Raw genomic sequence first — 25,944 nt, forward strand, 5'->3', positions numbered from 1 at the left:
AACCTATATTTATGTTACGATGGCTTCATAAACAGAGAACCGGGGAGATTTTTTGACTCCGGAGAAACAGGAGAGGGACAGGAGTGGATAATCGGGAAGTTATCAATGATGTGCTGGTGCATCTGTTCAATGAGATCCTTCGTCTGGAGGAAGAAGCCATCATCACAGATAAATATAAAGATATCTCCAATAATGATATGCACATTATTGAGGCAGTTGGCCTGGGTGGAGGCAATATGTCTTCTATCGCAGCCAAGCTGAACATTACAGTGGGATCGCTTACAACCTCTATGAACAGTCTTGTGAAGAAAGGCTATGTGAAAAGGGAGCGAAGCGAGAAGGACCGCCGTGTTGTATTTATCCAGCTTACCAACAAGGGACGTATGGCATACCACCATCATGCGGAATTTCACAGACAGATGACAGAAGCTGTGCTGGCAGAACTGAATGAGGATGAGACAGAAGTACTTGTAAAAGCACTGGACGGACTGCGTAAGTTTTTCAGGCAGTATCATGAACAATAAAGAAATCAAAATAAAAGCATCAGAATCGGTAACGAAAGACAGCTGCCGGTTCTGATGCTTTTTGCCTGTTTATTATTCGTCCCATCCATCCTGGAAACGGATGTTAACAGAGATATTGCGGACAACATCGCCCTCTTTCAGATCCAGATCGCTCTCCTCGGAAACAGGAGGAAGCTTGCCCTCGAATTCCATCAGTTCTGTGTAGATCCAGTCATAGGCAGCTGCGTTGGCGTTCTCAATGGCATCGTCCAGAGTATCGCCTTTCGCTTCGCAGCAGGCAAGATCCGGAAAAAAAGCGTTGTATTTTTTGTCTTCTGTGGGACGGAAAACTGCAGGATATATAAATTTCATTGGTGTGGTTCCTTTCTGATTTAAAATGCTGTAGATTCAGGGCATTGCCATAAAATAAGGTTTTGCCCAATTGTGATAAGTATATACCAATTTTAAAATTAGGGCAAGAGAATGAACAGATTGATACACTATAACTATTCAGAAGATTATCAACAGAGTACAGAGGATTCAGGTACAGACAAATTTGAGAATAATGATAGGCTAAACTATAATCAGAAAATTGTCAGATATAAGAAAAAAAGATAGACATATAAGAGTTCTTGTCCTTGTATGGAGGATGATCAGATGCTATACTGTGTTATGTAGAGCATAAAACAGGTTACTGTGACCGAAGCAGGCAGTGACCGGAACGGCGGTTTGACAGAACCGGACGGGAGGAACGTTTATGATTTATACAGCTTTGACGAAAAAAGCTATGAAGGTGGCATACGAGGCACATCATGGACAGACAGATCGAAGCGGAACACCTTATATTTTTCATCCATTTTATGTAGCGGAGCAGATGGATGATGAGATCAGTGTGTGTGCAGCACTTCTTCACGATGTTGTGGAAGATACAGAGATTACATTTGAAGATCTGGAAAAAAATTTTCCGGAAGAAGTTGTAGAGGCACTTCGTTTTCTGACAAGAGATAAGAGTATGAATTATTTTGATTATATCCGCAATCTTCGAAAGAATCCAATTGCAAAAAAAGTGAAGCAGGCTGATCTGCTCCACAATTCTGATGTAACACGTCTTACTGACTGCGAAAATATTTCTGCCCGACAGATTTCTCGTTTGCATGGAAGATATAAACGGGCTCTGGAAATCCTTCAGGAAACTTTCTGAGTTTATTTTAGCATAAGTCATATGTTGACTTTTATTCAGTTATTTTTCATGCGTATGGATCACGCAAAAATATCCGTGACTTCAGATATTATTGTGGATCTTCTTAGCGGAAGTTGTATGGGTATCTTGCATAAATAGCCATGTAGCACTCCATTGCGTATTTGATAAAGTCTTTGATTTTTCTCATTTTGTTTTCCTCCTCTTTTCTTTAACTTACAAATGTATTATAATAGACCATCGGAAATATTACGTGCCAAAAACACAAAAAAAGTAGTCAAATCTTGCAGGAGAGAAAATACATGTTTCCAGTATACGAAGAAAAAAAGAAGAATCTCCATGTTCATTTAAGGACATCTGCACATGCTTCTCCTCATCTGCATAATTCCATAGAGTTCATTTATATTACAGAAGGAACTTTGGAACTGGGAATGGGACAGGAGCTTTTTCATATGGAAGAAGGGGACTTCGCGGTGATCTTTCCGGATGTGATCCATCATTATCAGGTTTTTTCACAGGGGGAGAATAAGGCGGTTTATCTCTGGGCAAAGCCTGCTCTGGCTGGACAGTTTGCAGATGTTATCCAGAGCAGCTGTCCGCAGAACCCTGTTATAAAAAAAGAGAATGTTCATCGTGATATCGTGAATGCGGTGAGCTGTCTCAGGGTCAGCCGGAAAGAACCGGACAGCAGCCTTGTGATAGAACAGGCTTACGTGCAGATTCTTCTGGCAAGGAGTATTCCCTGCTTTCGCCTGATGGAGAAAAGCAGCGTGGAGAGTAACGATATCATCTATCAGACCGTGTCCTACATAGCCAGACATTTCCGTAATGAAGTTTCCCTGGAAAAGATGGCAAGGGATCTTGGAATCAGCAAGTTTACGCTGTCCAGAGTTTTTTCGGGAACTTTTCACAGGAATTTCAACCAGTTTCTTAATGAACAGCGTCTGAATTATGTGACAGTCCATCTGGAATGTACGGATGATAGTATCACAGATATCTGTATGAACGCAGGATTTGAGAGCCAGAGGACTTTTAACCGGGTATTTCGTGAGCGGTACCGTATGACTCCGCGGGAATACCGGAATTTATACAGAGAGAAATATTTACGAGAGGAACTAACATGATCACAGTAGAGCTGGAACATTTCAGCCTTGATAAGATATGCGATTCCGGGCAGTGCTTCCGGATGAAGAAACTTGGAGACGGACATTTTTCCATGGTGGCAGGAGACCAGTATCTGGAAATGCACCAGAAGAATGGAATTGTGGATTTTTACTGTTCCCAGGAAGAATTTATCTGTTACTGGGTGAGATATTTTGACCTGGATACAGACTATGAGGTGTATATGAATGCTGCTAATCCCAGGGATAAATATCTTAATGCAGCAATAGAAGCGGGGGATGGAATCCGCATTTTAAGGCAGGATCTATGGGAAATGATCGTTACATTTCTGATCTCCCAGCAGAATAATATCAAACGTATCCGCAAATGTATTGAGACGATCTGCCGGATGTATGGAGAACGAAAATTTTCGACGGAAGGCGTGGAATATTATACATTTCCTGCAGTGGAAGCCTTAAGTCAGGTAACGGAGGCAGATTTACGTGCGTGTGGACTTGGATATCGGGCAAAATATATTGCAGTGACTGCAAGAACTATTGCATCCGGCGAGATTTCGCTGGAAAGAATCTATGATATGAGCTACCACAGAGCCAAAAAGGAGCTGCTGAAACTTTGCGGTGTAGGGGAAAAAGTTGCAGAGTGTATCTGTCTTTTTGCACTGCATCATATGGATGCTTTTCCGGTGGATACTCACATCCGGCAGGTGATGGATGTACATTATAAAAGAGGCTTTCCAAACCGCAGATACAAAGGAATGAGGGGAATCATGCAGCAGTATATTTTTTACTATGACTTGTACTCATAACCTGCGGATGCTATCATAGTTCACGACAAAAGAAAATTTCCCGGAGGTGAGAAAGCGATCAGAATACATTTACTGAGATTAAGACGACCACATATAAAAAAGAAAGAAAACAGCTATTACATCCGTGGCTACAAAGGAACAGAGGTGATCATCCGCACAGATCACGAAATATTGAAGCGTATCACATACGAGCGTACCTGCGTGAAATATGTCCGGATCATGGCGAAGTATGATACAGAAACGAAATATATTTACACAAGAAAAGGAAAGAAGAGAAGCCGTTTTATTGTGATACCAGGCGTTCCGGTGAAGAGTGAGAATACCATGCCACGTGCAGTACGAACTGTTCTGCATGCACTTTCCTACGGTGGGATCGAGGTGGATGCCTCCAGGAAACTGGCAGATATAAAGAAGATGGATCCAATGAGGATCTTTTACAAAACATTGGATGCGGAGGTTTATAATGGAGATTATAAGGTTCCCGTCCGGCTGTTCTTTCCAAATGAAGAGGCCATGGAAAATGGCGCGGCCTCCGGCAAAAAACCTCCGGTCATTCTGTTTTTCCATGGCGGTGGCTGGGTGACAGAAAGCGTGGAGAATTATGAGCGTGTATGTGCCAGAATGGCACAGTCTACCGGACAGATCGTGGCATCTGTGGAGTACAGGCTTGCACCGGAGTATCGGTTTCCTGTGGGACTGATGGACTGTTATGCAGCTGCGAAGGTTTTTTATACCAACCGTTTTCTGCTGAATACAGATCCGGATCGTATTACGATCATGGGAGACAGCGCAGGAGGAAATCTGGCAGCAGCTGTGTGTATGATGGCCAGAGATCGGGGAGAATTTTTTCCGAAAAAACAGATTCTCATTTATCCGGCACTGAACAACTGTTATACAGAAGAATCACCATTCGAGTCTGTAAGGACAAACGGAACAGGGTATCTTCTCACTGCTGAGAAGATGGAGGACTATCTGAAGCTTTATGAGAGCAGTCCGAAGGACAGGCAGAATCCGTATTTTGCACCGATCCTGGCGAAAGATTTCCGAAATATGCCGGATACATTGATCCTGACAGCTGAGTTTGATCCTCTCCGTGATGAGGGGGAGGCTTTTGGCAAAAAGCTGAAGGCAGCGGGAAACCGTGTGGAAGTGCACAGGATCGCAGGTGCGTTTCATGGGTATTTTGCACTGGGAATTAAATTCCTGCATGTGCAGGAGAGTTTTGAATATATGAACCGTTTTCTGGAAAAAGAAGAACAGGAGTAAGCATTTAACTGAATCAGGGTAGTTCAGGCAAGGTTACGAAAAACAATAAACGGACAGGAAATGGAAGAAAAGAGCACAGTCCCGGATAATGGATACTAGATGCTTGACAGGAAGAAGGAGAGTAACATGAAAAACGAGTACGGACAGTGGAGAAAACTGGATAATGCAGCGCTGGCGTTCCCTGCTGTGACAGGAAAGAATGATACAAGAGTATTTCGTTTTTACTGTGAACTGAAAGAAGAAATAAAAGAAGAAACTTTGCAGGCGGCACTGGATCGGACAATGGAAAAATATCCTCTTTTCCGTGCTGTCCTCCGTAAGGGACTGTTTTGGTTCTATCTGGAGCGGCGTGATATTCCGGCAGTGGTGAAAGCAGAGACAGGTGCACCCTGCAGCGGCCTTTATATTCCGGACAAAAAAACACTTCTTTTCAGGGTGAGCTATTATAAGAACAGGATCAATTTCGAGGTATTCCATGCCCTCACTGATGGAACAGGAGCTATGCATTTCCTGATGGAGCTTGTGAAGAATTATATTCAGGAAGCACATCCCGGGAAAAATCTCCCGGAGCTTTTTCCGGATGAGAATGTCACAGGGAAGGATATGGAAGAGGACAGTTTTTCCCAGTATTATTCTTCCGATGCACCGAGGAAACGGGAGTCCAAGAAGCCGGCATTTCAGCTGAAAGGCGAGAAGTTGCAGCAGGAGGATATGAGTATCACGGAAGTCTGTATTCCGGTAAAAGAGATCCATTCCCAGGCAAAAGCGGCAGGCGTGTCCATCACTGTTTTTCTCACAGCAGCTCTCATATGGGCAATCCATGAGGAAGTACCGCAGAATCAGCTGAAAAAACCGATCGGCCTGATGATCCCTGTGAACTTAAGAAATTATTTTCCATCCCAATCTATGGCGAATTTCTTCGGATGGATCGAGATCAGCTGTTATTTTCAGCCGGAGACTACATTTAAAGATATTCTGGAATCTGTGAAAGAGCAGTTTAAAAAAGAACTGAGCAGGGATGTGATCGCTGCGAAGCTAAATGACCTGGTCAGCCTGGAGAAGAATCCGGTGCTGCGGCTTGTGCCGCTGGAGATCAAGACTCCGTTTCTTCTGGCTGGTACAACTCTTGGAGGAAGGTCAATTACAGCTATCTATTCCAATGTGGGAATTATCAGGATGCCGGAGGAATACAGGGAGTATATTCAGAGATTCGGACTTTTTGCAAGCACAGACAGCCTGCAGCTTTGTTCCTGCTCTTTTGGAGATGAGATGGTATTAAGCTTTACATCGAAAATACCAAATGGAAATATCGAGCGGAATTTTGTGGAGAAGCTGAAAGAGGAGCAAGTGTCCTGTGAGATCCGGGAGAATGATTTTCCGGGACAAAAAGAGGAAAGAAAACAGCCTGCGAAGATTTTTGAGAGTTTTACATTTCTCTGTATTGTGCTGGCTGTGGTGTGTAATCTGATCGATTTTCTGGCTAACGGACATATGGGCTGGGCCTGGTTTGTAACGGCAGGGGCGTTTTGCACCTGGCTGATGGTTTCGGTTGCCTATGTGAAGCGGCGGAATCTTCTGAAGAATGAGATGTGGCAGCTGGTGATCGTAACTGTGGCTGGAGTTTTGTGGGATGTTCTTACAGGCTGGAGAGGATGGTCTGTGGATTATCTTCTGCCCCTTGGTGCACTGGCTGTGATCTGTTCCATGTGGGTGATCACTGCAGTTCAGAAGCTGGAGGCTGCGGAATATATGATCTATCTTATGGAAGCGGGAGCTTTCGGAGGGGGGATTCCGGTGATTCTGCTGGCAGCAGGAGTGGTGACAGTCCTGTATCCGTCACTGATCTGTGTGTGTGTCAGCTTTCTGATGCTGGTGTGGCTGTTTCTGTTTAAGAGAAAAGATACAGTCCGGGAGATTCAGAAGAAGTTTCGGGTTTAAAACCCGAAATCTTCATAATCCTCCGGTGTGAACTTGTGATAGATCATATGCTCGCCTTCCAGGGACAGACAATACCGGTAATCATCCGGGATGCCGTCTTCGAAGTATACGAGATAATCGAATCCTGTGCCGGTAGTTTTCTCTAAATGAACATGCCGGGAATAAGCGTGGAACACCTCCATCACCTCATCCAGAGTACAGCCGTGGTGTGCTACTGTATTGATGAAGCGCACCAGGAATTCACTTGGTTTTCTGTTTTCATGCACATAATCAGAAGCCTGGGGAGGCAGTGTGATACAGAAACGTTCATTTTTGGAAGAGGCTTTCACTTTTCCTAGACGTTCCTCTGCATAAGCAGAAAATTCTTCTAGCGCATGTATCATTTCTTCTTCTGTAAGTTCTGTTCCGAGGAGTCGGTTCAGAGACTGCAGCGGATAATAGAAGCGTGTTACACCGCTCATATATCCGATCTTAACCTGTTGTTCCTGGATCATGTCCAGAAGATTATTTTCCAGTTTTTTGAAATTCATAATGTTGTCCTTTCCGGAGTTTGAATATACGCTTTATAGTACTTTGCATATCTGCAGGTATTGTATATCAGACTCCATTTTTTTCACAGATATCGCTGAGACAGCAGCGGTCGCAGTAAGGCTTTGTCCGTGCTGTACAGACATCTCTTCCGTGGTTTACAAGCCGATGGCAGAGGTCATTGCCCTCCTTTGGCGGAATGATCTTCCAGAGTTCCATTTCCACTTTTTTTGGGTCCTTCAGGTCATGGACAAGACCGATGCGGTTGGAAAGGCGGATACAGTGGGTATCTGTTACAATGGCTGGTTTGCCGAATACATCACCCATGATAAGGTTGGCACTTTTGCGGCCAACTCCCGGGAGTTTTAAGAGGGCGTTGAAGTCTTCCGGAACCTTGCCGTGATACTGCTCATGGAGAATACGCATGCACGCACTGATATCCCTGGCCTTGCTTTTTCCAAGTCCGCAGGGACGTACGATCGCTTCAATATCTTCCGGTTCGGCAGCAGCAAGAGCTTCCACATCCGGGTATTTTGCATAGAGGTCCTGGACGACTACATTGACCCGGGCATCTGTACATTGGGCTGCCAGACGGACGCTTACCAGAAGCTTCCATGCATCATCATAATCCAGGGTACAGTCTGCGTCAGGATATTCTTTTTTTAAACGGCTGATGACTTCAAGAGCCAGTTCCTGTTTAGTCATTTGTATGATCAATCCTTTCGATAGAATGATAAGTTCTGTAAGGGAATGTTTGAATGTAAAATTGTGCAGCAAATGCGGATCGCGAATATCTGCCGGATTCGTCTGTCTGCTACAGCTAGTATGGCTCACGCTAATTAGCGACCTGCTTCATTTGCATAAATTCCCATCTACTGCGTTGTCGTCAATCGCCGTAGCCACCGCTACGCCTCATTCCTTCGCCTTGTAGATGAAAATTTATCCAGCATGAATCAGATTGTTAATTAGCGTGAGTCATACTAGGATGATACCACAGTAATCGGAGAATTACAAGGTTGCTGCCTGTATAGAGAATACACAGCTTCCAGTCAGTTAATCCCCCCCAGGGGCTTGTTAAAACACTGACAATTTGCTACATTAAACATAACCTGTGGGTATGGGAAGAGTTAGGAAAACCTTACCGGAACAGGCACTCATATCATAAAGAAAGCGCGGAGGAATCAACGTGGAAAAACTTCTCGATGAAATCGAATCATACTGGAATACCCGCACAGAAGGGTATTCCGAAGTTAATCATAAAGAGCTTGCAGGAACACAGAAAAATGCCTGGCTGAAGCTTCTGACCAGTTATTTTCCAGACAAGCCCAAGGAGGAGATCCGGATCCTGGATATTGGAACAGGCCCCGGATTTTTCCCTGTGATCCTGGCAGAAGCAGGATATAAAGTAGATGCTGTGGACTATACGGAAGGCATGCTGGAAAAAGCAAAGGAGAATGCGGGAGAGCTTTGCAAAAATATTCATTTTCAGCGTATGGATGCACAGAAACTGGAGTTTGCAGACAACACTTTTGATATTGTAATTTCCAGAAACCTTACCTGGAATCTGGAACATCCGGACATTGCCTACAGTGAGTGGGTCCGGGTGCTGAAAGCAGGAGGAAGACTTCTGAATTTTGATGCCAACTGGTATGGTTATCTCTACGAAGAAGAGCAGAGAAAAGCATACGAAAATGACCGTAAAAATGTGGAAAGCAACAGCCTGGATGATCATTATCTCTGTACAGATATTGAACGTATGGAGCGGATTGCCCTGCAGGTTCCTCTTTCAAAAATCCACAGACCTCAGTGGGATGTAAAGACACTTCGAAATACAGGACTTATGGGAATCCATACAGATACAGAAATCTGGAAAACAGTCTGGAGCGAGGAGGAGAGACTGAACTACCAGTCCACTCCGATGTTCATGGTAACAGGTGTAAAGCCGGATCACTTCCTGAATCTTCCGGTAGCAGACGGCGAAAAAACAGAAGGTTTTCTCGAAATCGGAGACGGAGAATTTAAACTTCCTGCAACCATCATCCGTGGAAAAAATCCGGGAAAAACAGTTCTTGTCACAGCCGGTCTCCACGCCGGAGAATATGTAGGGATCCAGACCCTGATCGAGCTTTCAAAGAAGCTGAAGCCTGAGAATGTGAACGGACAGCTGGTTTTTGTAAAAGTACTGAACAGGGAAGATTTTGAAAAGCGCGCGGGCAGCATCAGCTGGGAGGATGGAAAAAACCTGAACCGTGTTTTCCCTGGGAAGAAAGACGGCACACGTATGGAACGTCTGGCAGCTGCTGTCACAGAATCACTGATTCAAAAATCAGATTATTACATTGACCTTCACGGCGGTGATGATTACGAGGAACTGACGCCTTATGTATATTTTGCAGGCGTGGCAAAGCCGGAGGTTGCAGAAGCTTCACGGAAAATGGCAGAGCAGGTTGATGTCCCATATATGGTACAGTCAAATGTAAGCACAGGTGGTGCATATAATTATGCTGCCAGCACCCTGGATATCCCGGCAGTTCTTCTGGAACGCGGCTGCATGGGAACCTGGCAGAGGGAGGAAGTAGATTCCATGCGCAGGGATGTGCGGAATATTCTTTGCAGCATCGGAGCATATAATGGAATCCGTTCCCACAGTACTTATTACCCGCTGAAAATGGACGATGTCCGCTACCAGTGTGCAAGTGTCAACGGCCTCTGGTATCCGCTGAAAAAACCGGGAGATATCATTCATCAGGATGAGATCCTTGGCGAGATCCGGGATTATGAAGGCAATGTTCAGGAAATCTGCCGTGCTGATATGGATGGCGTGATCCTTTACCAGGTATCCAGTCTTCAGGTTGTGGAAGGCGGCCCTGTGATCACCTACGGAAATATTGTGCGCGAAAAAGATGAGCGAAAAACAAGGATCGCCCAGTACTGGACAAAACGAAGTGACAGTTTCCTGGAACAGAGAAGAGCTGAGCTTCACAGTGAACTTGCAGGCAGATGGCTTATCGAGCTTAAGAAACACCTGCCTGAGAAAAAGAATCTTAAGATCCTGGATGTGGGATGCGGAACAGGATTTTTTACCATTCTTCTTGCAAAAGAGGGTCACGATGTAACCGGTATCGACCTGACACCGGATATGATTGCCCATGCAAAAGAGCTTGCGGAGGAAGAGAACACGGTCTGCCGGTTTGCAGTGATGGATGCTGAGAATCCGGATTTTCCGGATGAGGAATTTGACGTGATCGTATCCCGAAATCTGACCTGGACGCTGCCGGATGCAGAGCATGCTTACCAGGAGTGGTTCCGTGTGCTGAAACCAGGCGGAGTGATGATCAATCTGGATGCCAACTACGGTGCAGCAGATTTTGCAGATACTGCGGATCTTCCGGAAAACCATGCACATCATCAGATCCAGGATGATCTGATGCAGGAGTGTGAAGACATCAAACGCCAGCTTCCCATCAGCTCGTTCCTTCGCCCTGCCTGGGATCTGGAAACTCTGGGACGCATGGGAGTCGAGGAGTTTTCTTTTGACCTGGGAATCAGTAAACGTATTTATATAGAAAAAGATGAGTTTTACAATCCTACCCCGATGTTCCTGATTTTTGCGAAGAAACAGGGGTAGAAATATGCTGAATATCAAACAGATCCAGTATTTTGCAGCCTGTGCCAAAACAGGTTCTTTCAGCCAGGCTGCAGAGATACTTTTTACCACCCAGTCCAATGTAAGCAAGGTGATTCGCTCCATGGAGGATGACATGCGGACTCAGCTGTTTGTCCGCCATGCAAAAGGTATCGAGCTGACTCCGGAGGGAGAGCGTGCATATGGTCATGTGCAGAAGATCCTGGAAAATATGAATGAACTGGAAATGCAGCAGCAGCCTCTTGCAAAAAGCAGTCTGAGTGTATGCTTTCATCCCAGCTCCTGGTTTGCGGATACTTTTGTAGAATATTATGAAACACACAAAAAGGACGATCTCCATTATCAGGTTTATGCAGCAGATACACACGAGATTGTAAGAAGAGTGAAATCGCGCCAGGATGATATGGGCTTTGCTTATGTGATGCAGAACCAGCTGGCAGCCTTTCAGTATTTTCTGTTACGGAATTATCTGGAATTTGAACCACTGACTGAGACGGAAGTAAATATATATACCGGGAAAAAAGATTCAGCGTCAGAGGTGGGAGAGTTTAAGATGTCCCAGCTGAGACTGATACAGAGATTCCCGGATGAATTTTCATCGGATAATTATCGGAATCTTGTGGAGGAAAACGGACATTCCGCAGTGGAAGCAGAGATGGTAGTGGTGACCAACAGTGACTATATCGTAGAACGTCTTCTGGGTTCCGGCGAGCTGTGCAATATAAGTGGAGCAGATCTTTCAGGCCGCGATCCCGGGTATTCCAGAGTGAAGTATACATTTCCGGGAGAAGGCCAGAGACTTGTTTATGGATGTATCAGAAGACGAGGTGAGACACTCAGTGACCAGGGAAAAGATTTCCTGGAATTTGTAAAGGGAAGATTTCAGACTTTATAAGCTGCAATAAAAATAAAGAAAAGACCAGCCGGGATTTTTCTGTGCAGAATAAGATTCTGCTGCAGGAAGATGCCGGCTGTTTTGTGTTTAACGGTATGGCATAAGAAAATTGGAATGCACATCTATGCCAAACCCGACTGACCCAATATCCCCATACCGGGGTTGTTCAAATATCATTAAATGATAAAATAATATCAACAGCACAATCCGCGTGCTGCATATTAAACACTGTAATGCACACAACCTCCGCGCACTCCTGTTTGTGCATGCAAATGTTTTGTCGAATAATAACACGACCCTTTCAAAAGCAGTTATGGTTTTTGATACCATAACTGCTTTTGAAATATGAACGCAAATCGCAAAGCGATTGCGTTCATGAGCATGCAGCAGAATGGAATGCGAATATCTGTCTCGCGTGTAAGTAATGGGACGTGGGAAAGGAAAATTATGAACAAAGGAAATAAGATAGGTGCCCGGATCCTGAAACGGATCATTTTGCTTGCAGTAGTTATGTTTCTGCTGTCTGTCGTGGTTTTCTGGATGGCAAGACTTGCACCGGGAGATCCGCTGCAGTCCTTTTACGGGGATTATCTTGAGATGATGACCAGCGAAGAGATAGCTGCTGCCAGGACAAGGCTGGGACTTGATCAGGGAATTGCAGTACAATATGTAAAATGGCTCACCAATGCAGTTCATGGAGAGTTCGGACTGTCCTTGAAGTACAGGCAGCCGGTCATGAATGTGATAAAACCGCTGATCGGGAATACTCTGGTACTGGGGGGAGTCGCCTATGTAGTGATCTTTATGCTGGCAATCCTGATCGCAATATTCTGTACTCTTCATGAAGATCAGTGGATCGACCGTCTGATCTGTAAGATAGGAACAGTAGCCTTTTATGTGCCGGCTTTCTGGCTGGGGGTGGTACTGATACTGATCTTCAGCGTAAATCTGGGATGGTTTCCGAGCAGTGGCGCTTATGATGTCGGAATGGCAGACAGCATTGGCAATCGTATCAGACATATGGTACTTCCGCTTGTGGTTATGATCTTAAGTCATCTGTGGTATTACGCATATATGATACGAAACAAATTTCTGGATGAGGTGCGGAAAGATTATGTATTGCTTGCCAGGGCCAAAGGGCTTTCCAAAAGAAAAATTCTGTGGAAACACTGTCTCAGAAATGTAATGCCTACCATTGTAAGTATTATGGCGGTTTCAGTCCCTCACGTAACCGGTGGAACAGTGACGGTCGAGGCAGTATTCAATTATGCAGGTATTGGAAATCTGGCAGTGGAATCTGCCAAATATCATGACTATAATCTTCTGATGGTAGATGTGCTGATCACGGGCTTTATCGTATTTTTAAGCAGTTTTATTGCACAGACTGTTAATGAGGAGATTGATCCGAGAATGAAGGATTCAGAGGTGAGAGTATGGTAGATAACAGTATGATTTCCGAAGAAGAGCTTTTCCAGGTGGTAGGTCCTGGGTGGAAAACGTATGAAGTTCAAAAAAGAAAGAAAACATTCAGGGAAAAGCTGAAGGGAAAACCGGTTTTCTCCATGATTCTGCTGCTGATAGTTGTGTTGGGATGTGTATTTGCGAATCTTGTAGCAAATCATGATCCTTCAGGATTTTATCTCCGGAATCTGAATACACCGCCTGGAAGGGAATTTATTTTTGGAACGGATTCTCTTGGAAGAGATATCTACTCCCTGATCTGGTATGGAGGAAGAGTATCTCTGGTGATCGGAATTTCAGGAGCAGCGATCATTACTGTGATCGGTGTTACCTACGGATGCATCAGCGGAACGGCAGGACCAAAGGTTGATTCGGTCCTGATGCGATTTACGGAAATGTGTGGAAGTATTCCGACACTTCTTATGATACTGATCTTATCTGCTGTTTTTCAGGCAGATGATGTGATCGGCATTTCCGTTATCATTGGTATTACCGGATGGTTCGCACTGGCCCGTATCGTAAGAAGTGAAGTGCGGCAGATACGGAACAGCGATTATGTGATGTATGCAAGACTCTGCGGAGGAGGCTTTGGATATGTGATGTATTATCATCTGATACCGAATTTTGTTTCAGCGATCATGTTTGTGGTGATCTCATCTGTCAGCAGTTGTATCACTATGGAATCTACTTTAAGCTTTCTGGGACTGGGACTTCCGGCAGATGTAGTTTCCTGGGGAAGCATGCTTTCCCTGGCTAATAAAGCACTGATCATGAATACCTGGTGGGTGATCGTGATACCGGGAGTTTTTCTGGTGGTTACTCTGATGTGTATTACCAATGTGGGAAGCTTTGTAAGAAGCGAAGTGAATAATAAATACAGCAATCTCTGATGGAAATGATATGTGGAATGGTGCCGGTATCTGACAGGATATGGATAAAGCCAGACGAAGTGTGGATAACCGGTTCGAAAATAAGGAAAGATGAGGAAAACAAAAATGAAAAAGAGAACAGGGAACAGTTACGGAAAGAAATGTGCAGCAGTAACGCTTGCGGCAGTGACAGCAGTATGTACAGGAGCTGTAACAGGGGGAACAGTAACTGCATTTGCAGCAGAAGAAAACAAAACACTGGTTTATGCAGGAGAGTCGGAAAGTACGATCAATCCGCTTCTGAACAATCATGATGAGCTTCCGGATCTTATTTTTTCCGGTCTGATGAAATATGATGCAAATGGAAAACCTGTAGAGGATCTTGCAGAGAGCTATACCTTTGATAAAGATACCAATACTTATACTTTTAAACTTCGTGATGGTGTGAAGTGGCATGACGGAGAAGCTTTTAATGCTGAAGATGTTGTATATACTTACAAAGAGCTTACAGAGGATGAAACTCTGGGTGCAAGCATTACCAGCAATTATCAGGATATCACAGATATCGAGGCACCGGATGATAAGACCGTAGTATTCACCCTTGACCAGTATGATGCGGCAATGCTGGATTATTTTACCATGGGAATCCTTCCGGAGCATCTTCTTGAAGGTGAAGATATAAATACAACATCTTTTAACCAGAATCCGGTAGGAACAGGACGTTATAAATTCGAAGACTGGGATGCCACAGGTGGAATGATCACATTGAAACGAAATGAAGACTACTATGGAAAAGTTCCGAATATTGAAACAGTAGTATACCGTACCGTATCTGATGAGACTACCAAGGCAACTATGCTCCAGTCCGGAGAAGCTGATCTTGCATGGCTGAATTCCAACTATGCTTCCCAGTTTAAGGACAAGGACGGATATAATTACTGGGAGTTCACAACAGCAGATTACCGTGGAGCTGCCATGGATATGAGCACGGATTTCTGGAAAGAAAACGGAGATTCCATTGGCGTTCTGAACTATGCACTGGATAAAGATTCCATTATCGCAGGTGTTCTGGCAGGTCAGGGAGAGCCGGCGTACAGCCCGATCCAGAGAAATCCTCTTGGAACTGACAAAGAAGCAAATATTTATTCCTATGATCTGGATACTTTTGCAAAGAAGATGGAAGAGCTTGGCTGGAAAAAAGGTGATGATGGCATCTATGAGAGAAACGGGCAGAAATTCCATTTCACTATTCAGGTCCGTGACTATGAAGAGGAGCGTGTGGATATTGCCAATGTTATGTCAGATATGCTGAAACAGGCTGGCGTGGAGATGGAAGTAAAACTGGTGACAAAATTTGACTGGGATGCAGGATATAATGGATTCCTTGCAGGCTATTCAACACAGTTCGATCCGGATATGGCATATGTAAATTTTGTGACAGATGCAAGTGGAAACAATATGCATTATTCCAATGCAGATGTTGACAAATATCTGGAGGAAGGACGTCACGGTGAAACAGAGGAAGCACGAAAAAAATCCTACGGTGAGTTTGAAAAGGCTTATGCGCAGGCACCTGGAATTCTTCTGGTAGCTTATCTTCAGGGTGATTATGTAGGTGTTTCCGGAATTTCCGGACTGGATACCACACGTGTTCTCGGACATCATTCCGTAGGCGTTATGTGGAATATTGAAGACTGGACTATTACAAAATAAGGGAAAAAATATGCAGGAAACCGTTTTGGAATTAAAAAACTATTCGGTAAGCTTTGACACACCGGACGGCGAGGTACAGGCCGTCCGGAATGTGGATCTTTCTGTGAAAAAAGGAGAGATTCTTTGTATCGTAGGTGAATCCGGATGCGGAAAAACAGTGATGTGCCGCAGTGTGATGAAACTGCTGCCGCCAAATGCCAGGGTGAAAAATGGAGAAATCCGGCTTTGCGGAGAAAACATTACAGATTATAAAAGAAAAAAGATGGAGAAGCTGTGCGGAAGCAAGGTAAGTATGGTGTTTCAGGATCCTATGCTGACTCTGAATCCTACGATCCCTGTCGGAAAACAGATCACAGAAGCGATCATCAAAAATCAGAAGGTATCCAGAGGTGATGCTGAAAAGAAAGCGATAGAAATGCTGAAGCTGGTAGGAATTTCAGATGCAGAGCAGCGATATGGACTTCAACCTCATTTTTTTTCAGGCGGAATGAGACAGAGATGTGTTCTTGCTATTGCGCTGGCATGTAATCCACAGATTTTGTTTGCGGATGAAGCTACCACAGCTCTGGATGTAACTGTGGAAGCCAAAATCCTGGATCTGCTTCTGGAAATTCGGGAAAAAACAGGAGTCAGCATTGTATTTATATCACATGATCTGGGAGCTGTTGCAAGGATCGCAGACAGGGTTGCCGTAATGTATGCAGGAAAGATCGTTGAGATCGGAACAGCAGAAGAAGTTTATTATGATCCAAGACATCCGTATACATGGGGACTTCTTTCTTCCCTTCCATTTTTTACAAATGAAAAAGGTGTGTTGAATCCTATTCCGGGAATGCCGCCATCACTTCTGAATCCCCCACAGGGAGATGCTTTTGCTGTCCGGAATTCTCAGGCACTTGCCATTGATTATGAAAAAGGGCCGCCGATGTTTAAGGTCAGTGAAACTCATTATGCTGCGACATGGCTGCTGGATGAAAGAGCTCCGAAAGTAGAAAAACCTTCATTTCTGAAAAAAAGACAGCAGGAGCCTTGCGCCTGTGGTCAGGATAACCGGACATGGGAAAAAGCAACGCCTGATTTAAAAAGAAAAGATTATGCGCAGAAGGAAATACTCATAGAAGCTAAAAATCTGAAACAATACTTCCGGGTTCGTTCAGATTATACTATACGGGCAGTAGATGATGTTTCTTTTGGAATCCGGGAAGGCGAGATCATGGCACTGGTTGGCGAGACCGGATGCGGAAAATCCACAACAGCCAGAACCTTGGCTGGAATTTATCACCCCACAGGTGGAGAACTCTTTTACAGGGGAGAGAAGCTTTCGGATAAAAAAAGTCCTTTCGGACTGAGGCGAACAGGTGACAACGATATCAGAAAACGGATGCAGGGAGAAATCCAGATGATTTTTCAGGATTCTGGTGCGGCTTTAAATCCAAGAATGAACATCCGGCAGATCATGCTGGAACCGATAAAGATCAGCCGAAGGATCAGGAATCGGGAGCTTCTGGAAAATAAGCTTCAGGAAATTCTGAAAGAAACCGGACTGGATGAAAGCATCCTTTCCAAAAGACCCGGAGAGCTTTCCGGAGGCCAGAGGCAGAGAGTGGCGATCGGAAGAAGTCTTCTTATGGAGCCACGCCTTATTATTGCAGACGAACCAATTGCCTCTCTGGATATTTCCATTCAGGCGCAGATCGTTATGCTGTTTAAAAAGCTTCAGAAAGAAAAGAAGTTTTCATTTTTGTTTATTGCCCATGATCTGTCGATGGTGCGGTTTTTGAGTGATACGGTTGGTGTAATGAAAAACGGGAAACTGGTTGAGATGGCACCAACGGAGGAGCTTTTTGGAAATCCGTGTCATCCATATACAAGATCTTTGCTTTCGGCAATACATATTCCGGATCCGGTGTCAGAGCGTGGACATGCACTGATCGAATACAATGAGATACAGAGTCAGGAAGAAAACTGGCTGGAAATATCACCGGGACACAGAGTACGAGGTGAAGTATACAATGGAGCAGAATGTTATTCATAAAAAGGAATACATATACATGACAGAATGGAATAGGTGAAATCCCCCCACGGGGGTTGTGACAGAGCAGGAGGATTGTTAAACTTTTATTATCTGAACATTTAAAATGCGGAAAGGAAGAAAATGAGAAGGTATATTTTTAAAAGACTTCTGCAGCTGATCCCGGTCCTGATCGGGATCACATTTCTGTCTTTTGCCATGATGAGGCTGGCCGGTGGAGATGCAGTGACGTATATGTATGAAAATGCAGGCTCTGCAGTATCACAGGAAATTATTGATAAGACAAAGGCGGAATATGGTCTTGATAAGCCGTTTCCTGTTCAATATGCAAACTGGTTTGCAGGGATGGTCACAGGTGATATGGGAGAGAGTTATGTTTCCCACAGAGATGTTTACGAAACTTTCACTTCAAAGCTTCCGGCAACGATCATGCTGACATTGTCATCTATCATTCTAACTGTTCTTCTTGCGGTTCCCCTTGGAATTTTATCTGCGGTGAAACATAATAAATGGATCGATTATGTGATCCGGTTCTTAAGCTTTGTGGGAAATTCCATGCCGAATTTTTTTGCGGCAATGGTTCTGATGTATTTTTTATCTGTTAAACTGGGAATTTTACCGGTAGTAACGAATTCTGATTTTGGACAGAGCATCATTCTTCCTACACTGACGCTGGCTGTTTCTATGGCTGCCAAGTATACAAGGCAGGTACGTGCCACGGTTTTGGAAGAGCTGAACAAGCCGTATGTGATGGGGGCGAAGGCTCGGGGAATCAGAGGAAGCGTGATCATATGGAAAAGTGTTATGAAAGCATCAATGCTGACAATCATCACTCTTCTGGCCTTATCCATCGGAAATCTTCTGGGAGGAACAGCCATTGTAGAGAATATTTTTATGTGGGACGGAGTTGGAAAGCTGGCTGTAGATGCCATCAATATGCGGGATTATCCCATTATACAGGCTTATGTGGCATGGATGGCGGTTATCTATGTACTGGTAAATCTTGTGACAGATATCGTTTACCACTATCTTGATCCGAGAGTAAGGCTTGGAGGTGACAGAGCATGAGTGGAGAAAAAAAGATAACTGTCCGGAAACAGAAAATCAGGAAAAATCATATCAGGGCCAAACTGATATTTTTTCTGATACTGACTGCAGTACTTTTGCTGATCGCAGCGTTTGCAAAATATCTTTGCCCTTATGATCCTTATGTGCAGGATCTGACACTGGCACAGAAGGCACCATGCCCGGAGCATCTTCTGGGAACAGACCGTTATGGCAGAGATATGCTGTCAAGAGTGATTACAGGAAGTACTGTGAGTATTTACGGAACACTGATCCTGGTAGCTGTGATCACGGTTGTGGGAACTGTGATCGGAATTTTATGCGGCTGGAGAGGCGGAAAAACAGAGGCAGTCCTTATGCGTATTTCCGACCTTTTTCTTGCATTCCCGGGACTTGTTTTTGCACTGGCAGTAGCTGCTGTGCTGGGAGGGGGAATCCAGAATGCGATCATCGCTCTGGCTGTGATCAGCTGGCCGAAATTTGCAAGGCTCGCCAGAGGACTTACCCTGACACAGAAAGCTTCTCCGTATCTGATGGCAGCGAAGCTTTCCGGCAGCAGTACAGGAAAACTTCTGATAAAACATATTTTACCCAATATTGCAGGACCGATTCTTGTGACAGCAGTTCTTGATATCGGAACCATGATGATGGAGCTTGCAGGACTTTCCTTCCTGGGACTTGGAGTGAAGCCGCCAATGGCTGAGTGGGGAAGTATGATCAATGACGGAAGAAGTATGCTGCAGATCGCACCGTGGATGGTGCTGGCTCCGGGAGCCGCGATTTTTATTACAGTTATGCTATTTAATCTGCTGGGCGATACAGTCCGGGATTATATGGATCCAAGAGAACGGAACAGAGGAAAATGATATCAGAGTAAAAGAAAGAGAGAAAAAATATGAGGAAAAAAATAATGGCAGCGACACTTGCGGCAATGCTGGTTATGGGTATGACAGGAGTGTCTGTAAATGCGAAAAGTAAAAATAAGGATAAAACAGAAGGGACAACTTTTGTTTACGGAACAACCGGATACAGTGAGGAGATGGGAGATGCAGGTCTGAACCCACATGATAATTATTCCGGCTGGAGCTGCCTGCGTTATGGTGTAGGGGAGACCTTGTTTAAATATAATGACAACATGGAGATCGAACCGTGGCTTGCTACAGATTATGAATTTACAGATGATAATACTGTGAAAATTACGCTTCGTGATGGCGTGAAATTTTCCAGCGGCAGAGATATGGACGGAGAAGCAGTTAAAGAATGTCTGGATGATCTGATCGCGAATCATGACCGGGCACCGTCAGATATGAAGATTGACAAGATCGAGGCAGACGGAATGACGGTGACGATCCATACAACAGAAGCCTGTCCTGCGATCATCAATTATCTTGGAGATCCATATGGGGCTATCATAGATATGGATTATGGTGTGCAGGGAGAAGGCGGTTCTGCCAATGTTGCAGGTACAGGTCCTTTTATTGCAACAGAGGTTTCCCCCACAGAAATTAAGCTGGTGAAGAATGAAAACTACTGGGGCGGAGAAGTAAAGACTGATAATGTGATCGTGAAATCTTTTTCTGACGGAAGTGCACTGACAGCAGCTCTGCAGACAGGAGATATCCAGGGAACTTACGGGCTTCAGTATGACAATTATACCTTATTTGACGGAAATCCTGATTATCAGATCAGTTCTGTTGCAACAAGCCGCTGCTTTTTCGGCCAGTTTAATATGAAATCTGAACTGATGCAGGATAAGAATGTGAGGGAAGCTATTGAGATGGGAATTGATAAGGACGGCTTCTGCAGCGTGATCATGGAGAATCGTGGCGTTCCGGCAGTGGGAGCTTTCCCGGGCAGCTTTTCTTACGGAAATGATGCAGTGAAAGCACCATCCTATGATCCGGAAGGCGCAAAAAAACTTCTTGAGGAATCCGGATGGAAGGATACAGATGGTGATGGATATGCAGATAAGGATGGAAAAAAACTCTCTGTTACATGGCTGACTTATCCGACACGTCTGGAACAGCCGAAGCTTGCTGAATATGCACAGTCTACTTTAAAGGATATTGGAATTGAGGTAAATGTAAATAATACGGCAGATCATGCAACCTATGCGAAGAATGGAGATTTTGACGTATATGTAAGTTCTCTTACAACTGCACCGACCGGTGATCCGGAGTACTTTTTCACAAGCACAGTTGTATCCGGGGCAGCAAAAAATTATGGCAAATACAGTAACTCAAGTCTGGATGATATCATAGCAAAAATGCATGGGACCTTTGACGCAGATGAGAGAGGAAAACTTGCCATCGAAGCACAGCAGACAATTCTTGATGATGATGCGTATTTCTTTGTTTCTCATCTGAATATGGGACTGGTATCAAAATCCAATGTGTCAGGGCTGACTGCACATCCATGTGATTATTATGAGATCACGGCAGATCTGGAAGTGAAATAACGGCTGGGAGATTTTAAATGGAAGCATTGCTGAAACTTGATCATGTGACGATCTGTTATAATGGAGAACCTGTTGTTCAGGATATAAATCTGGAGCTGAATAAAGGAGAGATCCTTGGGGTGGTAGGTGAATCCGGAAGTGGAAAAAGTACTATCATTAAGGCTGTTATGGGACTTCTGGGAAATGAAGGCATGGTTACGGAAGGTGATATCTGGTACATGGGAAGGAATGTAGCGGATATGCCGGAAAAAGAACTCCGAACACTCCTGGGACCGGAGATCGCTATGGTTTTTCAGGACTCCGGTGCTGCGCTTTGCCCGATCCGTACAGTTGGCGATCAGATTTACGAAAGTATGCGAGAACATGAAAAAATCAGCCGCAGGGAATGCGAAGAACGTGCAATAGAAATGATGGAAAAGATCGGGCTGAAGGATGGCAGGCGTGTTCTGAGGAGTTATCCTTTTGAACTGTCCGGTGGTATGAACCAGCGTGTGGGAATCTGCATTTCCATGCTGCAGCATCCATCTCTTCTGCTTGCAGATGAGCCGACCAGTGCCCTTGATGTGATTGTGCAGAAACAGGTTGTTGAGGAAATGCTGCTCCTGCGTCGGGAATATCATACAGCCATGATCATTGTCACGCATAACATCGGAGTAGTTGGAAAAATGGCAGATAAGGTTCTGGTGCTGAAGAACGGCAAAGTGATGGAATACGGAGATACCAGGCAGATACTGGACGATCCGCAGGATCCTTATACAAAAGAGCTTATGAATTCTGTGCCGCGTCTGAACAGAGGCAAGCTGGAGAGCATTTGTACAGGCTGAAACAAGGAATGGAGAGAAGAAGTGGCAGAATATATACTGGAAGTACGTCATTTAAAAAAGAATTTTATATCAGGGAAAAAATCCTTTACAGCTGTGGAAGATGTGAGTTTTTTTCTGAAACAGGGAGAATGTCTTGGTATTGTAGGGGAGTCCGGATCAGGAAAAAGTACGGTTGCAAAGATGATCACTCATCTGACAGAACTGACCGGCGGAGAGATTTTTCTTCTGGGAAAAAATATTACACAGGTAAAGGGAAAAGAACTGCGGGAAACGTACAGAGAAATCCAGATGGTATTCCAGACTCCGGGAGAATCCTTTGATCCAAGATGTACACTTGGGGATGGAATCGGGGAAAGTCTCCGAAATATGGGGATAAGTAAGAAAGAAACCAGGAAACGTGTGGAAAATCTTCTTATTAAATATGGACTGAGTGCAGATTATGCAAACCGGTATCCTCATCAGGTCAGTGGTGGGGAATGTCAGAGAGCAGCCATTGCAAGAGCCCTAGCTGTGGAGCCGAAAATTCTGATCTGTGATGAAGCCACCAGTGCTCTTGATGTGACTGTACAGAAACAGATTATGGAGCTTCTCATAAAGCTGAAAAAAGAAAAGAATCTGGCGTTTATTTTTATCTGCCACGACCTGGCTCTTGTTCAGATGTTCTGCGACCGGGTGATCGTGATGCACGACGGACATGTAGAGGAAGAAGGAACACCGGAGGAAATCATTGAGAGGCCGAAGACGGAGTATACGGAGAGGCTGATCGAGTCGGTGTTGTGAGACGTTGAAATTAATTTTCAGTGAGAAGTATATTGCTCTGCCTCAAAGCACATGCTATAATGCCAACAGGCAAAAGAAAGAATAAGTCTGGCAAAGACGAAAGAATGAAGCCCTCAGTAGTGTGAATACTGGGGGCTTTTCGATATCTGGCTATTTACCTCACCTTCTCTCGCTGCCGGGTTTCGGATGGACAACATTGTCAGTATATTACAGTTCACGACAAACTGGATTATAAAAAAAGCCTGAGGTTGAACGTTGACGCATTTTCATTCAGCCGATATAATTAAAGAAATATTGATTTTAAAAGATTGTATTAGTTTCAGGAGGAAATATACATGGCAGAGAATTTACAGATCAGACTGGCGCATCCAGAAGAAGCAGACAGGCTGGCCGAGATCGAGGCAATCTGTTTCCCGCCGGCGGAAGCAGCAAGCCATGAGGATGTAGTGAACCGTATGGGAGCATTCCCGGAGAATTTCGTAGTAGCAGTGAAAGATGATAAGATTGTAGGATTTATCAACGGAGGGACCACAGATAAACCGGTACTTCCGGATGAATTTTATCACGACATCACACTTCATAAGAAAGACGGAGAGATCCAGACTGTATTTGGACTGAACGTGATCCCGGAATACCGTCATCAGGGAATTGCCGGAGAACTTGTGGAATACTTCAAGGATCTTGCGAAAGAACGTGGAAAAAAAGCTCTTATCCTTACCTGCAAGGAGCATATGATCCCGTTTTATGAAAGCCACGGAATGAAGAAACTGGGAGTTGCAGATTCCTGCCATGGTGGAGCCACCTGGTACGATATGCAGATCTGGTTCTGAGAAATAATAAGATAACCTGAGAGAAAAAACTGCTGCCGGGAATGCAGCAGATAAACAGAAAACCAGAGGGAAAGTAAATGAGAATACGAATGTACAATGTAGGATTCGGAGACTGTTTCTGCATTCGCGACAGAAAAGGCAGCCTGCTTGTGGATTTCGGTGCAGTTAACAGTAAGATCGAGGGAAGACCGCGAAGAGAAGTTTTTGATGTGATCATCTCAGACCTTACCACCATCCGCAAAAAAAATCTCCTTCTCACACATTTTCATCCGGATCACGTATCCGGGCTTCTTTATATGATGCGGTACAGGAGAGATGCCTACGAATTTGAAAAAATCTATCTCCCGGATGTATTTTCTGATCCGGAAATGAAATATACACTGACACTGCTTCTCCTTGCAGATGTCACGAAAAAAGCCAGTCTGCCGGGAAGACGTGTCAGTCTTTTGGCCCTGGCAGAAGCACTTTGCGCCAGAAAAGTAAAGATCGATCTTCTGTCAAGAGGATCGGAGTTTGAAGGGAAATATACAGCCCTCTGGCCGGATGTGAAAATGGTGAACAGAGAAACTGAGGATGTATTTAACTCTCTGATCGAAGATAATGAAAAAGCCATGACTGAGCTTGTGAATATCGCAGAGGAAGTACGTCAGCTGTTTATGTCTATGACTGTGGATGAAAACGGGGCAGACAACCTGGGGGCAGAGAAAGAAGCTGTAGATGCAGCTGCGAATGGAACAGTTGGAGCTGAAACTGCAAGCACAGCAGGAACAGGAGTAAAATCAGCAGTTAAATCAGCTGAGCAGGAAGATATTGAGAATTCACAGAAAGAAACCCAGCGCCGTTTAAGACCAGAGAAATTAGAAAAGAAATTCCGCGAACTTCAGGTCACACCGGAATTTCAGACACTTCTGGAATGTGCAGAAAAACAGGGTCATCTTTTACGCCAGTTCCGCCACAAGATCAGCCTTGCATTCCAGAACACAAGTGACAGTGAACTGAACCTTCTGTTTACCGGAGATGTGCAGCCACAGTATATGAAGATGATCGTGGAAGATTACGATGGAAAGATCCCTCTCCACGAGCATTACTGGTGCATCAAGGTACCTCATCACGGAACAGAATCACACTTCTTTGATTTCAGCAGATTTTCCCCGGAAAATATGATGATCCCAAATGGAGCCTACTACGATAACAGCAAGAAAAAATCCAAGAATCAGCGTACATCCATGCAGTACGGCGGCCTGTTTTATATTAATGATGCACACATGTACTGTTCCAACTGTGACTGCTGCGACAGCTATGAAAATGGCTGCTCCTGTCGTGAATATGACGTAATTTCACCATCTTATTACAAAGACATCTAAGTTTAAAAAGTGCTCTTTCAGAGAAAAATAAATCTCTTAAAGATGATTTCCAACATTCAATTATCCACGTATCCTGTTGAAAAAAGGAGATGGATTACGAATGAAAGACGGATTATTAGGTGATACGATCCGCAGAGCACGAATGGATAACAAGATGACTCAGGAACAGCTTGCAGAAGCGATCAACATCAGCCCTACACATATGAAACACATCGAAAGCGAACACAGAAAGCCATCCGTAGAAGTACTCTTTTTACTGGCAGATGTCCTGAACTTTTCCATGGATGCCATGCTCATGGAGAAACAATCCGATGAACATGCGAAACGCGTAAACGAGATGAATCTTATGATGAACAAATGCACAGACGTGGAACTGGATGTATTTCTGGCTGCGCTGCGTGAGATGATGAAGCATAAGCGTTAGAGTCAGGAAGCAATAAAGGCTAAAAATGAGAAAAGCCACGACAATCTCTGAGTATTGAGACGGTCGTGGCTTTTTGTGCCTGCTTTGTTACTGTTTACTCTGTTCTTCGTAACTTGCTTCGCGGAATATTACCAGTGAACGGTAACAAAATGTCAGGAGAAATATAGATACATACTGATTATAGTTGTGAAAACAAAAAGAAAATAGTAAAATTATAGAAAAA

The 25,944-nt window shown here is 44.3% G+C and carries 23 protein-coding genes; 20 read left to right on the forward strand and 3 right to left on the reverse strand.

What is annotated here, in order from left to right; all coding sequences use genetic code 11:
- Positions 1–83 precede the first annotated feature (83 nt).
- The gene (locus tag AC04Q4_RS14150; RefSeq protein ID WP_119239260.1) at positions 84–524 is read left to right on the forward strand and encodes a MarR family winged helix-turn-helix transcriptional regulator; all 441 of its coding nucleotides are present in this window, start codon (positions 84–86) and stop codon (positions 522–524) included.
- A gap of 72 nt (positions 525–596) precedes the next feature.
- On the opposite strand, the gene AC04Q4_RS14155 is transcribed toward AC04Q4_RS14150, so the two are convergent.
- The gene (locus AC04Q4_RS14155) at positions 597–875 is read right to left on the reverse strand and encodes a type II toxin-antitoxin system HicB family antitoxin (protein WP_119239261.1); all 279 of its coding nucleotides are present in this window, start codon (positions 873–875) and stop codon (positions 597–599) included.
- A gap of 385 nt (positions 876–1,260) precedes the next feature.
- Here AC04Q4_RS14155 and AC04Q4_RS14160 point away from each other — a divergent pair, with 385 nt between their 5' ends.
- From AC04Q4_RS14160 to AC04Q4_RS14180, 5 genes are all read left to right on the forward strand, one after another.
- On the forward strand, positions 1,261–1,704 hold the full coding sequence (locus AC04Q4_RS14160; protein WP_173737953.1) for an HD domain-containing protein: 444 nt from the start codon (positions 1,261–1,263) through the stop codon (positions 1,702–1,704).
- Between the two features lie 299 nt (positions 1,705–2,003).
- Positions 2,004–2,825: an AraC family transcriptional regulator gene (locus AC04Q4_RS14165; protein WP_119239263.1), complete on the forward strand. Its 822-nt coding sequence runs from the start codon at positions 2,004–2,006 to the stop codon at positions 2,823–2,825.
- Positions 2,822–3,628, forward strand: a complete 807-nt coding sequence (locus AC04Q4_RS14170; protein WP_119239264.1) for a DNA-3-methyladenine glycosylase family protein — start codon at positions 2,822–2,824, stop codon at positions 3,626–3,628. The genes AC04Q4_RS14165 and AC04Q4_RS14170 overlap by 4 nt, the downstream gene beginning before the upstream one ends.
- A gap of 324 nt (positions 3,629–3,952) precedes the next feature.
- Positions 3,953–4,894: an alpha/beta hydrolase gene (locus tag AC04Q4_RS14175; protein ID WP_119239307.1), complete on the forward strand. Its 942-nt coding sequence runs from the start codon at positions 3,953–3,955 to the stop codon at positions 4,892–4,894.
- Between the two features lie 126 nt (positions 4,895–5,020).
- On the forward strand, positions 5,021–6,832 hold the full coding sequence (locus AC04Q4_RS14180; RefSeq protein ID WP_476389172.1) for a DUF6320 domain-containing protein: 1,812 nt from the start codon (positions 5,021–5,023) through the stop codon (positions 6,830–6,832).
- Here the strand turns inward: AC04Q4_RS14180 and AC04Q4_RS14185 are convergent.
- Together AC04Q4_RS14185 and AC04Q4_RS14190 are read right to left on the reverse strand one after the other, a co-directional pair.
- Complete coding sequence (locus tag AC04Q4_RS14185; RefSeq protein WP_173755874.1) at positions 6,829–7,362, reverse strand: DUF3877 family protein; 534 nt, start codon at positions 7,360–7,362, stop codon at positions 6,829–6,831. The genes AC04Q4_RS14180 and AC04Q4_RS14185 overlap by 4 nt on opposite strands.
- 67 nt (positions 7,363–7,429) lie before the next feature.
- Positions 7,430–8,065: an endonuclease III gene (locus AC04Q4_RS14190; RefSeq protein ID WP_178808666.1), complete on the reverse strand. Its 636-nt coding sequence runs from the start codon at positions 8,063–8,065 to the stop codon at positions 7,430–7,432.
- A 481-nt stretch (positions 8,066–8,546) separates the two neighbouring features.
- Between AC04Q4_RS14190 and AC04Q4_RS14195 the strand changes: the two genes are divergently transcribed.
- From AC04Q4_RS14195 to AC04Q4_RS14260, 14 genes are all read left to right on the forward strand, one after another.
- Positions 8,547–10,988 carry a methyltransferase domain-containing protein gene (locus AC04Q4_RS14195; protein ID WP_476389173.1) on the forward strand — a complete coding sequence of 814 codons (2,442 nt, stop codon included), beginning with the start codon at positions 8,547–8,549 and terminating at the stop codon, positions 10,986–10,988.
- A 4-nt stretch (positions 10,989–10,992) separates the two neighbouring features.
- Positions 10,993–11,901 (forward strand): LysR family transcriptional regulator, encoded by a 909-nt coding sequence (locus AC04Q4_RS14200; protein WP_476389174.1) that lies wholly within the window; start codon positions 10,993–10,995, stop codon positions 11,899–11,901.
- Between the two features lie 447 nt (positions 11,902–12,348).
- The gene (locus AC04Q4_RS14205; RefSeq protein WP_476389175.1) at positions 12,349–13,341 is read left to right on the forward strand and encodes an ABC transporter permease subunit; all 993 of its coding nucleotides are present in this window, start codon (positions 12,349–12,351) and stop codon (positions 13,339–13,341) included.
- The gene (locus AC04Q4_RS14210) at positions 13,335–14,252 is read left to right on the forward strand and encodes an ABC transporter permease subunit (protein ID WP_476389176.1); all 918 of its coding nucleotides are present in this window, start codon (positions 13,335–13,337) and stop codon (positions 14,250–14,252) included. Before AC04Q4_RS14205 ends, AC04Q4_RS14210 begins: the two co-directional genes overlap by 7 nt.
- A 105-nt stretch (positions 14,253–14,357) precedes the next feature.
- Positions 14,358–15,944: an ABC transporter substrate-binding protein gene (locus AC04Q4_RS14215; protein WP_476389177.1), complete on the forward strand. Its 1,587-nt coding sequence runs from the start codon at positions 14,358–14,360 to the stop codon at positions 15,942–15,944.
- A gap of 25 nt (positions 15,945–15,969) precedes the next feature.
- Positions 15,970–17,979: a dipeptide ABC transporter ATP-binding protein gene (locus tag AC04Q4_RS14220; RefSeq protein ID WP_476389178.1), complete on the forward strand. Its 2,010-nt coding sequence runs from the start codon at positions 15,970–15,972 to the stop codon at positions 17,977–17,979.
- Positions 17,980–18,099: 120 nt separating this feature from the next.
- Positions 18,100–19,044, forward strand: a complete 945-nt coding sequence (gene nikB / locus AC04Q4_RS14225; protein WP_476389179.1) for a nickel ABC transporter permease — start codon at positions 18,100–18,102, stop codon at positions 19,042–19,044.
- Positions 19,041–19,907, forward strand: a complete 867-nt coding sequence (nikC, locus tag AC04Q4_RS14230; protein WP_476389180.1) for a nickel transporter permease — start codon at positions 19,041–19,043, stop codon at positions 19,905–19,907. Before nikB ends, nikC begins: the two co-directional genes overlap by 4 nt.
- 29 nt (positions 19,908–19,936) lie before the next feature.
- Positions 19,937–21,499: an ABC transporter substrate-binding protein gene (locus AC04Q4_RS14235; protein WP_476389181.1), complete on the forward strand. Its 1,563-nt coding sequence runs from the start codon at positions 19,937–19,939 to the stop codon at positions 21,497–21,499.
- A 17-nt stretch (positions 21,500–21,516) separates the two neighbouring features.
- Positions 21,517–22,323: an ATP-binding cassette domain-containing protein gene (locus AC04Q4_RS14240; RefSeq protein ID WP_476389182.1), complete on the forward strand. Its 807-nt coding sequence runs from the start codon at positions 21,517–21,519 to the stop codon at positions 22,321–22,323.
- Between the two features lie 21 nt (positions 22,324–22,344).
- Positions 22,345–23,103 (forward strand): ATP-binding cassette domain-containing protein, encoded by a 759-nt coding sequence (locus AC04Q4_RS14245; protein ID WP_476389183.1) that lies wholly within the window; start codon positions 22,345–22,347, stop codon positions 23,101–23,103.
- Positions 23,104–23,438: 335 nt separating this feature from the next.
- Positions 23,439–23,933, forward strand: coding sequence for a GNAT family N-acetyltransferase (locus AC04Q4_RS14250; RefSeq protein ID WP_173737938.1), 495 nt, complete (start codon positions 23,439–23,441; stop codon positions 23,931–23,933).
- A gap of 77 nt (positions 23,934–24,010) precedes the next feature.
- Positions 24,011–25,297 carry an MBL fold metallo-hydrolase gene (locus tag AC04Q4_RS14255; RefSeq protein WP_243251416.1) on the forward strand — a complete coding sequence of 429 codons (1,287 nt, stop codon included), beginning with the start codon at positions 24,011–24,013 and terminating at the stop codon, positions 25,295–25,297.
- Between the two features lie 100 nt (positions 25,298–25,397).
- Positions 25,398–25,721 (forward strand): helix-turn-helix domain-containing protein, encoded by a 324-nt coding sequence (locus tag AC04Q4_RS14260; RefSeq protein ID WP_173737937.1) that lies wholly within the window; start codon positions 25,398–25,400, stop codon positions 25,719–25,721.
- Positions 25,722–25,944: the final 223 nt, after the last annotated feature.

This window comes from Blautia sp. HA8986, assembly GCF_056504635.1.

Excerpts from the sequence above, each read along its gene's own strand:
- AC04Q4_RS14210 (WP_476389176.1), top strand. The coding sequence starts at position 13,335 with ATGGTAGATAACAGTATGATTTCCGAAGAAGAGCTTTTCCAGGTGGTA.
- AC04Q4_RS14155 (WP_119239261.1), bottom strand. The coding sequence starts at position 875 with ATGAAATTTATATATCCTGCAGTTTTCCGTCCCACAGAAGACAAAAAA.
- AC04Q4_RS14175 (WP_119239307.1), top strand. The coding sequence starts at position 3,953 with ATGCCACGTGCAGTACGAACTGTTCTGCATGCACTTTCCTACGGTGGG.
- nikC (WP_476389180.1), top strand. The coding sequence starts at position 19,041 with ATGAGTGGAGAAAAAAAGATAACTGTCCGGAAACAGAAAATCAGGAAA.
- AC04Q4_RS14215 (WP_476389177.1), top strand. The coding sequence starts at position 14,358 with ATGAAAAAGAGAACAGGGAACAGTTACGGAAAGAAATGTGCAGCAGTA.
- AC04Q4_RS14170 (WP_119239264.1), top strand. The coding sequence starts at position 2,822 with ATGATCACAGTAGAGCTGGAACATTTCAGCCTTGATAAGATATGCGAT.
- AC04Q4_RS14260 (WP_173737937.1), top strand. The coding sequence starts at position 25,398 with ATGAAAGACGGATTATTAGGTGATACGATCCGCAGAGCACGAATGGAT.
- AC04Q4_RS14205 (WP_476389175.1), top strand. The coding sequence starts at position 12,349 with ATGAACAAAGGAAATAAGATAGGTGCCCGGATCCTGAAACGGATCATT.
- AC04Q4_RS14180 (WP_476389172.1), top strand. The coding sequence starts at position 5,021 with ATGAAAAACGAGTACGGACAGTGGAGAAAACTGGATAATGCAGCGCTG.
- AC04Q4_RS14190 (WP_178808666.1), bottom strand. The coding sequence starts at position 8,065 with ATGACTAAACAGGAACTGGCTCTTGAAGTCATCAGCCGTTTAAAAAAA.
- AC04Q4_RS14250 (WP_173737938.1), top strand. The coding sequence starts at position 23,439 with ATGGCAGAGAATTTACAGATCAGACTGGCGCATCCAGAAGAAGCAGAC.
- nikB (WP_476389179.1), top strand. The coding sequence starts at position 18,100 with ATGAGAAGGTATATTTTTAAAAGACTTCTGCAGCTGATCCCGGTCCTG.
- AC04Q4_RS14160 (WP_173737953.1), top strand. The coding sequence starts at position 1,261 with ATGATTTATACAGCTTTGACGAAAAAAGCTATGAAGGTGGCATACGAG.
- AC04Q4_RS14235 (WP_476389181.1), top strand. The coding sequence starts at position 19,937 with ATGAGGAAAAAAATAATGGCAGCGACACTTGCGGCAATGCTGGTTATG.
- AC04Q4_RS14165 (WP_119239263.1), top strand. The coding sequence starts at position 2,004 with ATGTTTCCAGTATACGAAGAAAAAAAGAAGAATCTCCATGTTCATTTA.
- AC04Q4_RS14200 (WP_476389174.1), top strand. The coding sequence starts at position 10,993 with ATGCTGAATATCAAACAGATCCAGTATTTTGCAGCCTGTGCCAAAACA.
- AC04Q4_RS14185 (WP_173755874.1), bottom strand. The coding sequence starts at position 7,362 with ATGAATTTCAAAAAACTGGAAAATAATCTTCTGGACATGATCCAGGAA.
- AC04Q4_RS14255 (WP_243251416.1), top strand. The coding sequence starts at position 24,011 with ATGAGAATACGAATGTACAATGTAGGATTCGGAGACTGTTTCTGCATT.
- AC04Q4_RS14240 (WP_476389182.1), top strand. The coding sequence starts at position 21,517 with ATGGAAGCATTGCTGAAACTTGATCATGTGACGATCTGTTATAATGGA.